This is a genomic window from Clostridium sp. TJA038, from assembly GCF_058310255.1.
In genome coordinates, this window is the sequence record NZ_JBZEFA010000004.1 from 64,316 (window position 1) to 79,518 (window position 15,203).

General features: G+C 26.1%; 12 protein-coding genes, 2 tRNA genes, 1 pseudogene and 1 riboswitch. Of the genes and pseudogenes, 4 read left to right on the plus strand and 11 right to left on the minus strand.

Annotated elements, in window-relative coordinates:
- Positions 1-51 precede the first annotated feature (51 nt).
- The 4 genes and pseudogenes from AC4FQV_RS08510 to AC4FQV_RS08525 all read right to left on the minus strand — a co-directional run.
- Positions 52-681, minus strand: a pseudogene (locus AC4FQV_RS08510) (mannose-1-phosphate guanylyltransferase); the annotation flags it as partial.
- 197 nt (positions 682-878) lie between these two features.
- Positions 879-2,261 (minus strand): 6-phospho-beta-glucosidase GmuD, encoded by a 1,383-nt coding sequence (gene gmuD, locus AC4FQV_RS08515; RefSeq protein WP_491139827.1) that lies wholly within the window; start codon positions 2,259-2,261, stop codon positions 879-881.
- 685 nt (positions 2,262-2,946) lie between these two features.
- Positions 2,947-4,323 carry an aldehyde dehydrogenase gene (locus AC4FQV_RS08520; RefSeq protein ID WP_491165325.1) on the minus strand — a complete coding sequence of 459 codons (1,377 nt, stop codon included), beginning with the start codon at positions 4,321-4,323 and terminating at the stop codon, positions 2,947-2,949.
- A gap of 131 nt (positions 4,324-4,454) precedes the next feature.
- Positions 4,455-5,159, minus strand: coding sequence for a DUF3298 and DUF4163 domain-containing protein (locus AC4FQV_RS08525; RefSeq protein WP_491165326.1), 705 nt, complete (start codon positions 5,157-5,159; stop codon positions 4,455-4,457).
- Between the two features lie 108 nt (positions 5,160-5,267).
- On the opposite strand from AC4FQV_RS08525, the gene AC4FQV_RS08530 reads away from it, so the two are divergent.
- The 3 genes from AC4FQV_RS08530 to AC4FQV_RS08540 all read left to right on the plus strand — a co-directional run bounded on the left by AC4FQV_RS08530 (position 5,268) and on the right by AC4FQV_RS08540 (position 8,796).
- Entirely contained in the window at positions 5,268-6,209 is a 942-nt protein-coding gene (locus tag AC4FQV_RS08530; protein WP_491165327.1) for an alpha/beta hydrolase, read from the plus strand.
- A gap of 255 nt (positions 6,210-6,464) precedes the next feature.
- Positions 6,465-7,943: a glycosyltransferase family 39 protein gene (locus AC4FQV_RS08535; protein ID WP_491165328.1), complete on the plus strand. Its 1,479-nt coding sequence runs from the start codon at positions 6,465-6,467 to the stop codon at positions 7,941-7,943.
- On the plus strand, positions 7,936-8,796 hold the full coding sequence (locus AC4FQV_RS08540) for a decaprenyl-phosphate phosphoribosyltransferase (RefSeq protein WP_491165329.1): 861 nt from the start codon (positions 7,936-7,938) through the stop codon (positions 8,794-8,796). The genes AC4FQV_RS08535 and AC4FQV_RS08540 overlap by 8 nt, the downstream gene beginning before the upstream one ends.
- Before the next feature lie 74 nt (positions 8,797-8,870).
- Here the strand turns inward: AC4FQV_RS08540 and rluF are convergent, their stop codons facing one another.
- From rluF to AC4FQV_RS08555, 3 genes are all read right to left on the minus strand, one after another.
- Positions 8,871-9,626: a 23S rRNA pseudouridine(2604) synthase RluF gene (gene rluF, locus AC4FQV_RS08545; RefSeq protein WP_491139947.1), complete on the minus strand. Its 756-nt coding sequence runs from the start codon at positions 9,624-9,626 to the stop codon at positions 8,871-8,873.
- Between the two features lie 165 nt (positions 9,627-9,791).
- Positions 9,792-10,805, minus strand: coding sequence for an anti-sigma factor domain-containing protein (locus tag AC4FQV_RS08550; protein WP_491139834.1), 1,014 nt, complete (start codon positions 10,803-10,805; stop codon positions 9,792-9,794).
- Between the two features lie 59 nt (positions 10,806-10,864).
- Positions 10,865-11,539: a class D sortase gene (locus AC4FQV_RS08555; RefSeq protein ID WP_491165330.1), complete on the minus strand. Its 675-nt coding sequence runs from the start codon at positions 11,537-11,539 to the stop codon at positions 10,865-10,867.
- A 260-nt stretch (positions 11,540-11,799) separates the two neighbouring features.
- On the opposite strand from AC4FQV_RS08555, the gene ispF reads away from it, so the two are divergent.
- Positions 11,800-12,270 (plus strand): 2-C-methyl-D-erythritol 2,4-cyclodiphosphate synthase, encoded by a 471-nt coding sequence (gene ispF / locus AC4FQV_RS08560; RefSeq protein WP_491139836.1) that lies wholly within the window; start codon positions 11,800-11,802, stop codon positions 12,268-12,270.
- Between the two features lie 105 nt (positions 12,271-12,375).
- On the opposite strand, the gene AC4FQV_RS08565 is transcribed toward ispF, so the two are convergent.
- The 4 genes from AC4FQV_RS08565 to AC4FQV_RS08580 all read right to left on the minus strand — a co-directional run bounded on the left by AC4FQV_RS08565 (position 12,376) and on the right by AC4FQV_RS08580 (position 15,197).
- Positions 12,376-13,680 carry a Na+/H+ antiporter NhaC family protein gene (locus AC4FQV_RS08565; RefSeq protein WP_491139837.1) on the minus strand — a complete coding sequence of 435 codons (1,305 nt, stop codon included), beginning with the start codon at positions 13,678-13,680 and terminating at the stop codon, positions 12,376-12,378.
- A gap of 103 nt (positions 13,681-13,783) precedes the next feature.
- Positions 13,784-13,948: riboswitch (SAM riboswitch) on the minus strand.
- Between the two features lie 73 nt (positions 13,949-14,021).
- Positions 14,022-14,864 (minus strand): pyridoxamine kinase, encoded by an 843-nt coding sequence (locus AC4FQV_RS08570; protein WP_491165331.1) that lies wholly within the window; start codon positions 14,862-14,864, stop codon positions 14,022-14,024.
- A gap of 139 nt (positions 14,865-15,003) precedes the next feature.
- Positions 15,004-15,079: transfer RNA gene (locus AC4FQV_RS08575), tRNA-Lys, on the minus strand.
- Positions 15,080-15,123: 44 nt separating this feature from the next.
- Positions 15,124-15,197 (minus strand) — tRNA-Gly (locus tag AC4FQV_RS08580).
- Positions 15,198-15,203: the final 6 nt, after the last annotated feature.

Sequence of the window (15,203 nt, forward strand, 5' to 3'; positions counted from 1 at the left end):
TGGAGGATAAAAATGAAAACAGATGAATCTAAAAAATTAAACTCTGCATCGCATTTTTGTAATGAGAGCATCAGCTCTAAATATGAACATTCCACTATTCCATAAATAAGTGCCTTTTAATAAGAAGTCTTTTGCAACTTCTAAATTAGGCTTTTCTGTAAACCTTGCTATCTTGAAGGTAGGAATTTGTCCATTTACTCTATCACCCATTTCTATATAACCATAACCTGTTTCTGGTCTATTTGGTTCTATTCCAATGGTAACAATAGCCCTTTTTTTATCAGCAATCTCTACTGCTTGTTCTAAGGTTTGAAGATAGCTTTTATCTCCTTCTATATAGTGATCTGAAGGCAATACTATCATAACTGCATCTTTATCTTTCTTTAAAAGCTTAGCAGCTGAAAGACCTATACATGTTGCAGTTTCTTTATTAGCAGGTTCAGTAAATATATTTTCTTTCCTTATGTCTTTAAGTTCATTTCTTATCTTGTCTTCATACTCTTTATTTGTAACTACGTAAATATTATCCTTATCTATTATAGGTCTAATTCTATCCACAGTATTGCTCAAAAAACTTTTACCGTTATTTTGTATACTAAGGAATTGTTTTGGGTTAGAACTTCTTGAAAGTGGATAAAGTCTAGTTCCTCTTCCTCCTGCTAAAATTAATGAGTAAAGCATTGTGCCTCCAACTCCCTTAATTGTTATAGTGTATTTTATGTGTAAAATTCCTATTATGTGAATAATAAAAAATTTAAGGCTTTAGTTAAGAAAAACCTAAACTAAAGCCTTTTACAATTCTTATTAATTTAATCTGTTTATTAAGATTTAATAAATATTTTTATTTTATCCCTATTTTAAATTAAGTAAAATAAATATTAAAATCCATTATTCTTAGAAACCTCTTTCATCCACATACCTGATTTCTTAATGGTTTTCTCTTGAGTTTCTAAATCTAAGGATATATATCCATATCTATTTTTATATGAATTTAACCATGACCAACAATCTATAGGTGTCCAAAGATGATATCCAACACAATTTGAGCCTTCTAAAATCGCCTTGTGTAACCATTGTAAATGCTCCTCTATAAATTCAATTCTATAATCATCTTCTATTATTCCTTGAGGATTTTTAAATCTATCTTCTCCTTCAACACCCATTCCATTTTCGGAAACAAACCATTTTATATTTCCATAGTTATCCTTAACATTTTTAGCTATGTCATAAATTGCCTTAGGATATATCTCCCATCCTCTATATGGATTCATTCTCTTTCCTGGCATATCATAATTATCAAAGTATTTCTCTGGTGCCCAAGTTTTTTCATTATAATCTTTATTTTCTCTAGCCTTAACTCTTCTTGGTTGATAATAATTAACCCCTAAAAAATCAACAGTATTATTTTTTATTATATCTAATTCCTCTTTAGTAGAACTCCAAAGAACTCCATCTTTTTTGAAAATTTCTACTAGCTTTTTAGGAAACTCCCCTTTAACAGCAGGGTCTAAAAATAGCTCATTGAAAAATGCATTAACAAATTCAGCAGCTTCCCTATCCTCTTTAGAATTACTTCTTGCATAGGCTGGTGTTAAATTAACTATTATTCCAATTTCTCCATCTTGACCTAACTTTCTGTATTCTTCTATAGCTCTAGCAGAGGCTAAAGCTATATTATAAGCTGCTTGAATTCCTCTTTTTCCATCAACTATACAAGGATAATGCCATTTATATAAAAATTGTCCTTCAATAATAACTATAGGCTCATTAAAAGTAGCCCACTTTTTAACTCTATCTCCAAATAAACTAAAAGCAGTTTTAGCAAATTTAGCAAATAACTCTACAACATGTTTTGATTCCCATCCACCGTATTTTTCATAAAGTTCAACTGGAAGGTCAAAATGATGTAAATTCATTATTATATCTATACCATTTTCTAAACAATTGTTTATTACTTCATTATAAAATCTTACTCCATCTTCATCTGCTTCTCCAGTTTCAAAGTCTTTTATTAATCTTGTCCATTGTATTGATGTTCTAAAAGAATTTAATCCAATCTCTTTTAACATTGATAAATCTTCTTTATAGCTATTATAAAAATTTGATGCTATATTAGGACCTATTCCATTATGAAATAGCTCAGGATTTATATCAAACCAATAATCAAATACATTATCATGTTTTTTATTAAATCTACCTTCTGATTGAGGTCCTGAAGTAGCAGCACCCCACCAAAAACCCTTTGGGAAATTATATTTCATATGTAAAACCCCCTATATGCCCTTTGTAAACTTTTTCTCTACTTAATTGTATATTTTAAAAAACTTTTTTTCTACTTTTCTATTATTGATTTATTCCAAAAATTATGGATAATTTCAAGAAAAAAAAGACCTAAGAAAATCTTAGATCTTTTATAGCAAACCAAATTTTACTAGTGTATTCTATAAATTTTAATTTAAACAAATAACGTCCCCATTAAATGACCATACTTAATAAATTCTCTCAAAATTTAAATAATAAAAATACTCAATATAAATACCCTAATATCTATCATATGTCGAAAGATATCTAAGCTTCTTCCCCGTCGAAGCTTGTAAAATTGCATAAGAATAATTCCTTATTCTTAAGTTTAAAGTAAAATTTATACACATTCTAAATTAATAATCTACTTAAAGGCTCCCCCAAACCAAAAAGAAAAAAATTAACTTGAATATGATAATAATAAAATTATTGGCTTGTTAGAAGTTCATCTATAAATAACAGGCATTAGTACATAGACGTAACTTTAAAGATTGTATTCCTATTTTAAAATTTTTATAAATTGAACACTTAAATTTTAATTATTTCTCATCCGAACATTGAAAACATATACAATCTTTAATTATATTATACATAACTTTCTTAATCATTTCCATACAAATCCACTCAGTTTCTTTCATTTTTTATTTATTTCATTAATTTTTTAACAATTGTTAACTTATTTTGGAAAGGAGCATACCTAATTTTTAAATCAAAAAATGTTTTTCTATTCATAACACTCTTTTTATTAGAGAATAAATCAAAGCTATATTTACCATGATATTCTCCCATTCCACTATTTCCAACTCCACCAAAAGGTAAATAAGAAGATGAAACATGAACTACAGTATCATTTATTGTTACTCCTCCAGAGGATGTTTTTTCTAATACTTTTTCAACATTATTTTTATTCTCAGAAAAATAATATAAAGATAAAGGTTTCTCTTTACTATTTATAATGTTTATTACTTCATCTAAACTATTAAAAGTCAAAATAGGAAGAATAGGACCAAAAATTTCTCTCTCCATAATTTTATCATTCCAATTTACTCCTCTTAAAATAGTAGGTTCTATCTGTAAAGTTTCTCTACTGTAATTTCCCCCAAAGAATAATTTATTTTTATCTATGTAAGAAATAACCCTATCAAATTCTCTTTCATTAACCATTTTAGGGTAGTCCTCAGAAAGCAAAGGATTTTCTCCAAATTGATTTTTTATTTCTAATTTTAAAGCCTTTAAAAATTCTTCCTCAATATCTTTATGAACATATATATAATCTGGTGCAACACAAGTTTGTCCAGAGTTAAGTAATTTTCCCCATATTATTCTTTTAGCTGCTAAGGAAACTTTACTTTCTTTATCAACAATACAAGGACTTTTTCCACCTAACTCTAAAGTTACGGGAGTTAAAAATTCTGAAGCAGCTTTCATAATTATCTTTCCAACAGTAGCACTGCCTGTAAAGAATATATAATCAAATCTCTCCTTTAATAAAGCCTCAACTACATCTTTTCCATTGCCTGGGTCAACATGTAAAACATACTTTTCATCAAAAACTTCCTCTAAAATTTTCTTAACAATTTTAGAAGTTTCTAAAGCTGATTCTGATGGCTTTATAACCGCAGTATTACCTGCTGCTATAGCTCCAACAAGAGGTTGCATAAGTAACATAAAAGGATAATTAAAAGGACCTATTATTAAGACTACCCCATAAGGTTCTAATTTTACAAAACTATTAGCTGGGAATTGTACTAAAGGTGTTTTTACCCTCCTTTTTTTACTCCATTTTTTTATATTTTTAACTTGTAAATTTATTTCATCATAAACCATTGCTATTTCTGTAACATAAGCTTCAAAACTAGATTTTTTTAAATCTTTCTGTAAAGCATAAAATATATTTTCTTCTTCTTTTTTTAATACTTCTTTTAACTTTTTTAATTTTTCTATTCTAAAATCTATATTTTTGGTTTCTCCTAAGGAAAAATATTCTCTTTGATTATTTATTTTATCTCTTAATAATTCCAAAACTCTTCCTCCCTCTTTATTCCAAAGTTCCTTTTTACTTATTATATATCTAAATTCTTCAATAATAAAATAAATACCAAAAAATAAAAAATGTATCAAAATATTTTGATACATTTTTTTATTTCTCAAAGTTAAAAATTATAAATCAATCCTTCTTTTAAATATTCGTAAGGTATTTTAAACTCTCTAATTCCTGAAGAATAGGGTGCTATTTCATATAACTGAAAATATATTACTATGGCATCCTCTAGTAAATAATAATCTTGATTTTCATTAATCCCTTTAAACACTTCTCCTCCATCAAAATAAAGTTCCTTTTCTTTTTTTATATCTTCCTTAATTTTTTCATCTATTTTTAATTTATAATCAAAATTATCTTTAAAAAGATTTTTAAGCTTTAAAACTTTCCCATTTTTCAAATTATAATTATAGCTAATTTTAGTAGTCAATCCATGAGCACCACCAGTATACTGATAGTAATCCATATTAATACTTAATAAATCATTTTTAGAAAAATAATTATAATTAGTATAAGCTTCAAACTTTTTAATATCCTTATTTAAATTTTCTTTTTTATTATGTTCTTCCTTCTCTAAAAGCTTAATATCTTCTATCCATTCTAAAGTATAATCTTCTATTGCCTTATTTATATTATCAGCAATCCCTTTATCCTCTAATAAAACTACTGGATATTTAACCTTAATATCATATTCTTCCGTACTTTCCTTTACTGTTTTCTCTAATAATTTTTCACAATTTAAACTTTTACCAAAAACTATTGAAGTAAAAGAAAAAATTAAAATAGAAAGCAGTAAAAAAGTTTTCTTAAAAGTCATAACTAAACCTCCCTTTTAGTTTAAATTAAACACTTTTATTTTTCTCTTAAGTGCTATAATTATGTATAAACAAAAGATTTTTAATTAACAATGAAAGGAGTGTTATAAATGAACTTTATTATTATTATTTTGATTTTTGTCCTTTTAATTTTATTCTTCTATTTTGGGACAGGCTATTATGTTTTTAGCTCTACAGTTACTAGAAAATTACATGATATTAATAAAAGTTACAATAGATATGTTGAAAATAATCTCTTTGATGAAGCTTTATATGACTCTGCCTGTAAGGAAGATATTACTTTAAAATCCTTTGATGGAATTGATTTAACATCTACCTTTATAAAAAGTAAAAAACCTTCAAAAAAGTTTGTAATATTAGTTCATGGAGTGTCTATATGTTATGTGGGTTCTTTAAAATACTTTGATATGTTTTATAAAGATGATTTCAACATTTTAATTGTTAATCAAAGAAGACATGGAAAAAGTGGAGGAAAATATTCTACTTACGGATTTTATGAAAAATATGATATAAATCTGTGGATAAATTATCTTAAAGAAAAATTTGGTGATGATATAATACTAGGTCTGCATGGTGAATCTATGGGTGCTGGTACAGTTATGGAAACTATTCCTCTAAGTAATTTTATAAAATTTGTAATTGAAGATTGTGGGTATTCAAACTTTGAAGAACTTTTAGCTTTTCAAATAACAGAAAATTTTAAATATAGAATTATTAGAAAAATTCTTATGCCAAGCCTTGTATTTGCAAATTTTCTTATGAAATCTAAAGCTAAATTTTCTATGAAAGACATAGTACCTATAAAAATAATAGAAGAAAGTACTATTCCTATAATGTTTATACATGGAAAAGAAGATTATTTTGTTCCTTGGTACATGGGATTAGATTTATATAAAGCTAAGAAAAAAGGACTTAAAGAACTTTATTTAGTGGAAGGGGCAAAACATGCTGAATCATTAGAAGTAAATAAAATTCTTTATGAAAAGAAGGTTATGGATTTCGTAAAAAAAGCTCTTGATTTGTATAAATAACTTATAAATAAAATTTATTATCTAAAACTGAGATTTAAATCTCAGTTTTTTTATTAAAATAAATTATTTCTAAATATTTCAATTTAAAATAAAATCTTTAGAAATAATTAAGATTTTCTATATAAATTCTTAAGATTATTTATAAAAATTCTTTCATTTATTTTCATATGATTGTAAATAAAAAACAAATTTTAAAAATTATAATAAATATAAAGAGTTATTTCTTTACAATACATAATGATTGGAGATTTTACAATGAAAGAAAATATATGGTTAAGTTCTTTTCTAAACTTTTCTTTAAAAATTTTGTTTTTATTAGTATTATTAGGAAGTATTAGATATTTAAATTTTAATTGTGATATTTCATCCACTTCAGTAATACTTTCTTTAATAACAATTTCCTTAATACTATTTGTATTCTTCTATATAAAAAAAGGCTATAACAGAAAATTTTTAATTTTTTTCATCATATTTATTGCCTTTATATTTAGAGTTCTATGGTTTTTAAATATAGATAGTATTCCCATAGGTGATTTTAATAGAATGTTTATTTGTTCTGGTGAATTTTTAAATGGTTCAAATTATATGTTTAAAGGAACTTCTTACTTCGCAAGATTTCCACATATGTCTTTAACAGTTTTATATTTCTCATTGATTAGAAATTTTTTTAGCAATCCACTTGTAATTATCCGTATTATAAATTTATTATTTTCAATGTTTAATGTAATTTTAATCTATTTAATATCTAAAGAAATTTTTAAAGACAAGAATAAAAGCATCTGGGCCTTATTAATAAGCTCTTTATATCCTCCTATGATACTATATAACAATGTTTATTGTTCAGAAAATATAGCACTTCCCTTATTGCTACTTAGTGTTCTTATGTTTTTTAAATCAATAAATAAAAAACAAAGTCTATTCTATTTAGTTTTTTGTGGAATATTTTTAGGTTTATCTCATCTTTTTAGACCAAATGGCTATGTTTTTATAGTAGCTTATTTAATGTACATATGTATTTATTTCAAAGAAAAGATTACTATTAAATTTAAAAAAGTTATAGTAACTTTATTTTCTTTTGTGCTTCCTATTGTTTTAGTTAGTACAATTCTTATTAAATTAAATATAACAGAGTTTCCTCTTTGGCATGGTACAGAGCCTATGAGTATTTCTATTCTAAAAGGCACTAATATATCTTCTGATGGTAAATGGAATTATGAAGATTCTCAAATATTTGAAAAATATAATGGTGATTATAATAAAGTAAATAGTGCTGCTAAAGAAATAATTAAAAATAGATTAGTAAATACACCTAAAATAGAACTTGCTAAATTCTATGTTTCAAAATTTATACGTTTATGGAATAATGGAAGTTTTGCTGGAGATTATTGGTCTGAAGCTGGATTAGATAGTGCTTATAATAAGGATTACTATCTAAAAATATTAAAAAAAGAAAATGCAGATATGAAAATAAGAATTAGTAAAGAAGGAGCATTCTATACTCAAAGTTTCTATATTATACTGCTTTTACTATCATATATTGGGCTATATAAAAATAAATCAAAAAGAAAAAAATCAATAGATTTACTTTATATACTTTTTGGTGGTATGTCAATTCAATTATTAATTATAGAGGCACAGGAAAGATATGCTTATCCTTTGTCATGGATATTTATAATACTTGCTATAACAGCCTTTAAATCTGAATCAGATAAGGAGGCTTTAAGTTATGAATAATATTAAATATATAATAAAATTATTAAGACCAAAGCATTGGATAAAAAACCTATTTGTATTTGGTCCAATAATTTTCTCAAATAACTTTTTAAATATGCATTTAATAATTAATAACATACTTACTTTTATATCATTCTGTTTTATATCATCTACAGTTTATATTCTAAATGACATAGTAGATATAGATAAAGATAAAAATCATCCTCAAAAATGTAAGAGGCCTTTAGCTAGTGGTAAAGTTAGTATTTTTACTGCCATAATAGTTGGAATAATACTTTGTACAGTATCTTTAATAATCTCTTTCAATTTAAATATTCATATATTTATTGTCATAATAATTTATTTGATAAATAATATAGCATACTCATTTAAATTAAAAAATTTAATTATTATAGATGTATTCTCAATAGCCTTTGGATTTATACTTAGAGTATTGGCTGGAAGCTTTGCTACTGGAGTACCTGCATCAAGCTGGATAATTTTATGTACCCTATTCTTATCATTATTTTTAGGTTTTAGTAAAAGAAGAAATGAAGTTATATCCTTAGGAAAAAATGCAAGTAGTCATAGAAAAAATTTATCTAAATATAATATCAAATTTTTAGATAAAATAATCAATATATCATTAACTTGTACAATAGTTTTTTATTCAATATATTGTATTTTAGGAACCTCCTCAAACTTATTTATTTGGACAAGTATCTTGGTAATTTTAGGAATAATAAGATATTATTATCTAATTTACTTTGAGGCTAAATTTGATAACCCTACTGATTTAATATTAAAAGATAAACAATTAATATTTATAATTTTATTATGGGGAATTTCTTGTCTAGTAATACTTAACTTATAAAAATATGTTTAATTTATAAATAAAAAACTTACAAACACTAATAATTTAAGTGATTGTAAGTTTTTTATATTGTCTTAGATTGATGCCTCTTCAGTTTTTAATGATTTTCTAGTTAATTTATTTATTTCATTTAGCTCTTTTTCAGTTAAATATCTCCACTCTCCTATATCTAACCCTTCTAATGAAACATTCATTATTCTTATTCTTTCTAACTTTATTACCTCATAACCAAAATACTGACACATTCTTCTTATTTGTCTGTTTAATCCTTGAGTTAATATTATTCTAAAAGAATTTTCACCTTCTTTTTTAACAAAACACTTCTTAGTAACTTTACCTAACACAGGAACCCCATTTCCCATGCCTTTTATAAAATCTTTAGTTACAGGTTTATTTACAGTTACAATATATTCTTTTTCATGGTTGTTTCCAGCTCTTAATATTTTATTTACTATATCTCCATCATTAGTCATAAATATTAAGCCTTGAGAATCTTTATCTAATCTTCCTATTGGGAAAATTCTTTTCTTATGATTTATAAAATCTACAATATTTCCTTTTACCTTGTGTTCAGTAGTACAAGTTATACCTACTGGCTTATTTAATGCAATATACACTAATTCATTTTCACTTTTTATAGGTTTACCATCTATATATACTTTCTGACCTTTTAAAACCTTCATTCCCATGGTAGCCTTAATATTATCTATCTTAACTCTGCCCTGTTCTATAAGCTTATCTGCCTCTCTCCTTGAGCAAAAGCCTGTTTCACTTATATACTTATTTAGCCTAACTTCATCTCTAACTTCATCCTTATTTGATACTATAATCGTATTATTTTCTGAAGCTTTTTTTGCTAAATTGCTTTTCTTAAAATTATTTTTCTTATGAACTCTTTTATTTATAAAATCTGAATTACTTTTAGTTTTAAAATCTTTATTTTTCTTATTACTATTTCTTAATGTTTTTCTCACTATGAATAATCCCTTCCTTTTTTAATTTTTCTTTTCATAGCCTGAATTATTTATTTTTATTCTAAAATTATTCGTTGTATTATCATCTTTATTTACGCTTTCAACATAATTAGTTACCTTATTTAAATCAACAGTATCAACCATTTTACCAGTAATATAAACATCTACAATTCTGTTTGGTGGAAGCATATCCTCTTGTTCAAAACCTTTTAAAATAGCTATCATTCCATCATCAAACTTTTTATTATCTAGCTTAAGTTCTGTTACTAAGATATTTCCCTTTTCAGTTGGAGAATAACAATATACTATTCTATCAAATCTATTTATTCCTAATTTAACCTTTGAAGTACCTTGAATTAATATTGTTGTTTCTTGTTGTTTATACATATAAGTAAAAGCACAAGTAAAAATAATAACTATTATAGAAGCAAATATTATTATTTTTTTATAGTGTCTAAAGGTCTTTTTTTCTCTTCCTGAAAGCTCTTCACCTAATTTATTTTCTGACCTTGTTTTTATTCTTATAAAGTCTCCATCTCTAGTTAATATTATGCTCCCCTTCTTACTTTCTAAAAGAACTAATCCTTTATATAAAGTTTCTTCCCCCTCAGAACCTCTTATTACAGATAAGGTTTCTAAATCTCTAAAATTTATATTTAAATACATTGCTAAATTAGTATAGTTTGCATTATATAATAAAAGCAAGTAAGCTATTAAATAATTTGACCAATCAATTATTTGTTCATTTGAAAAACCTGTTTTCTTAGCAATAATTTTTGTTTTTAATTCTTTTCTTATTAAAATCTTTCTTAATAATACTTCTTCATCAATTAAATAATACGCTATATTAAGAATTTTATTTCTATCCTCAAGATTAAATCTTTCATTAGCTAGGGTTTTTAAATCAACATTAAACTCCTTAAGTTCTCTTTTAAAAGCAATTATTTCTTTTTTTAGCACACTTTTTTCTAAGTTTCTTTTTACACTTCTAGTAGAAAACATATATTTATCTTTTCTAAAAGTTAATTCGCTCACTAAAGCTACACTCCTTTATGTTTATTTTACAAAAAATAAGACTAAGTATAAACCCAGTCTTATTGTACTAACTTTCCTTTAACTATAACCCTATTTTTTGCATCCTTTGTACATGTAACTATTGTTATAGTAGCATCTTTTGTAGGATTTAAAGCTTCCGTTTCATTTGGAGTAACCTCATACATATCTGTTACTTCGTAAGTGTACTCTTTACCATTATAAGTAACAATAATCTTATCTCCTTTTTGTAACTTATCAATATCCTTAAAAGCTTGACCAAAATATGATATTCTATGACCTGCTATAGCAAAATTTCCTTTTTGTCCTGGCATTGGTGAACCTGGGAAATGTCCTACAACATATTTTATATCATTATAACTAACTCCTTCTATTATCCCTATCTCTAAGTTTAATCTAGGTATATTTAAAATTCCTATACCCTTACCATCCTCAAGCTGTGCTTTTTCTGGAGTTTTATTATCTTTATTTTCTGTAGTATCCGTATTACTTTTATCACTACTTTCACTATTACTACTTTCACTATTATTATTTGCAGGTAATTCTTTCTTATTTTCTTCTCCCTCTGGAACATCAAACTGTAAGTTCTTAAAACTTTCTAAAACTGCTTGTTGTTGCTTATAAGTATCATATTTCATCCAAACAGTTAAGCCAACTAAGCCTATACCTACAACAATCAATAAAATACCAAGTATGTTTCTGATTTTTCCCCACATATAAAAATTCACCCTTTCAACTCAAAGTATCTTATAAATAATCTTATATAAAATTATTAATTTATTTTTCTTCTACTAAATCTCAATTTATTATACCATAGCAACACTTTATATCTATATATTTTTTTACATATAAGTATATTTTTTAACAAATAAAATTTATAAATATATTTAATTACGTATGTAAAGCTATAATAATTTATAAACTTTATATATAATGTAAACATACAAACTTTAAAATAAATTACGAGGTGATTAATATGAGAATAGGAATGGGATATGATGTTCATAAGCTAGTTGAAAATAGAGACCTTATATTAGGTGGCATAAAAATTCCATATGAAAAAGGGCTTTTAGGACATTCAGATGCTGATGTTTTACTTCACGCCATAATGGATTCCTTACTAGGTGCTGCTGCTTTAGGAGATATTGGTAAACACTTTCCTGATACAGACCCTAAATATAAGGGAGCAAATAGTTTAAAACTATTAGAATTTGTTGGCAAACTTTTAGAAGAAAATAATTATAAAATTTGCAATATAGATTCAACTATAATAGCTCAAAAACCTAAAATGGCACCTTATATACTTACCATGAGAGAAAATATTGCTAAAGTATTAAAAATAAATTTAAATCAAATAAACATAAAAGCTACAACTGAAGAAGGACTTGGCTTTACAGGCTCAGGTGAAGGAATTTCTTCTCAAAGTATCTGTCTTTTATGTAATTAAAAATAAAAAAACTTACAATCTATATTAAGATAAAATAATAATCTTAAAATAAGATTGTAAGTTTTTTTAGCCCCAATTTAAATAAAAAATACTAAACTTAATTTTTTAAGCTACCTCAAGCTCCTCATTATTTTTAGTCTGTCCTTTCTTTTGGAAAAATGCTATAAATATTATTGCACTTATTCCCATTAAGTATGGATAAAATAAAAATTTCATTATTTCAAAGGAACTTAAGCCTGTTAAAGCTGCTGCTGACATAAGTTGAGCACCATAAGGAATTATTCCTTGAACTGCACAAGAAAACATATCTAATATTCCTGCAATTCTTTTTGAATCTAAATTATATTTATCTGAAATATCTTTTGCTAAAGGTCCTACTGTAACTATAGCAATTGTATTATTTGCTGTACATGCATCAACTAAACTTACTAATAATCCAATACCAAACTCAGCACCTTTTTTACCGTTTATTCTCTTTGTAACTAAGTTTAAAACGTAATCTATTCCTCCGTTTGCCTTTATTATTTCAACAATTCCTCCAATAATTATTGAAATTAGTATAAGCTCACTCATTCCACCTATACCAGTTGATATTGAAGTAAAGAATGTTTTTACATCTAAAGAACCTGTAAAAAATCCAATAGCACCTGCTAAAACTATTCCACCTGATAAAACAGCTATTACATTAGCTCCCATCAAAGCTGCTATTAATATTCCTAAATAAGGAATTATTTTTATAAAATTATAATCATAATGTCCTACTGAAGTATTAGCTCCACTTCCTAAAACCGTATATATAATAATAACTAAAATTGCAGCTGGTAATATAACCTTAAAATTAACTTTAAACTTGTCCTTCATTGCACAGCCCTGTGTTTTTGTAGCTGCTATTGTTGTATCAGAAATCATTGAAAGATTGTCTCCAAACATAGCACCTCCAACTACGGCACCTACAATAAGTGGTAAAGCTATATCTGTTTTATCTGAAATCCCCATTGCAATAGGAACGATAGCTGCTATAGTTCCCATTGATGTACCTAAAGATATAGCTATAAATGATGATATTACAAATATACCTGCAACTAATATATTTTTAGGTAATATTGTTAATCCTAAATTTACTGTAGACTCTACAGCTCCCATGCTTTTAGCTACTTCTGCAAATGCACCAGCTAATATAAATATTAAGCACATTAAAATTATATTACTATTTCCTGCCCCTTTACAAAATATCTCTACGTTCTTTTCAAGTCCTCTTTTTCTATTTGTAAATATTCCAAATAAAACTGCGATTATTCCTGGAACTAAAACAGATACAGAGTAGAAGTCTTTCATTACTAATGAAGTTCCCAAATAAATAGCTACAAAAATTATTAATGGTAATAATGCTGAAAACTTTCCTTTTTTCATTTTTTTCCTCCTAATCTTAATCTATTTAATAAATCTATCTTTATCCTACAAAATAAAAAAACTCCTATCCTATGATAGAAGTTATTATTCTTACAGATTCGCATTCTTATCTCTCAGTTTCTACCGCAGGATTTAGCACCGCTATAAATCTTTGCATAAGAAAGCATACTGACTTATTTAAAAGTTTAAATCAGTATTATTTTAACCGCAAAGAATTACCGGTTGCTGGGTTTCACAGGGCCAGTCCCTCCACCTCTCTTGATAAGATTTATTAAATTTTGTTTTTTTAATATTATCATTCTAAAATTACTTTGTCAAATAAATTATATGACATTAATAATTTATTTACTTATTAATTTATATAACAATGCTTCTAATAATATGCCTTCATTTTTTGGATAATTAAACTTTTCGCTATACTCTATTGCTTCTGCAATAAAATCACAAGATTTTTCTAAAGCCTTCTTAACATCCTCTCCTTTTAATATCCATCCGATTAAAAGTGAAGCAAAGGTATCACCTGTCCCACAATAAAAAGCATTTATTTTTTTATGAGAGTATGTATAAAAAATCTTCTCCTTCTTATCATAGAGTACAGTATCAATATATTCATCACCTTTTGAACTTGATACACTTGTTATTATACTTATTCTAGGTCCTAATTCACTTAAATCTATTAAATACTCCTTTATATCCTCTTCACTTAAATATTCTTTATATTCTCTTCCTAAAAGAAAAGAGGCTTCTGTTAAATTTGGAGTTATTATATGTGCATCTTTTATAAGTTCTCTCATTTCTTCAATTATTTCAAAACTCATGCCATCATAAAGCTTTCCCCCATCAGCCATTACAGGGTCTATAAGAACTAAAGTATTCTTCTCTTTAAATTCTTTTATAAAACTCTTTACAAAATTAACTTGCTTAGGGTCTGCTAAATAACCACTATATATACATTTAAAATCTAGATTTAATTTTTTCCAATGTTCTTTAGTTTCATATATAAAATCTGTTAAATCCCTAAAAGCTGGTTTTCCAAAGCCATCTGTATGAGTTGACAAAACTGCTGTAGGCAAAGGACACACTTGATTTCCCATTGAAGATAACACAGGTATTATTGTTGCTAAAGCCGCTCTTCCATAGCAAGACATATCATGAATTGCAGCAATTTTATTTACAGGATTCATCTTTATTCCTCCTTAAAATTTTAATAAATAAACTTTATGCTTTTTTAATATTATATCAGTTTAATAATATAATACTAATTTACTTTTTAGTATTTTAAAATTTATTATAAAAAAAAGCATCGCCTAAATAGACGATGCTTGGTGCACCATCAGGGATTCGAACCCTGGACTCCCTGATTAAGAGTCAGGTGCTCTACCAACTGAGCTAATGGTGCATATTATATTTTTAAGCATTATTTTACAAATAAACCTTAAAAAATGGAGCGGGTACCGGGAATCGAACCCGGGTATCCAGCTTGGAAGGCTGGTGTTCTACCATTGAACTACACCCGCAAATAC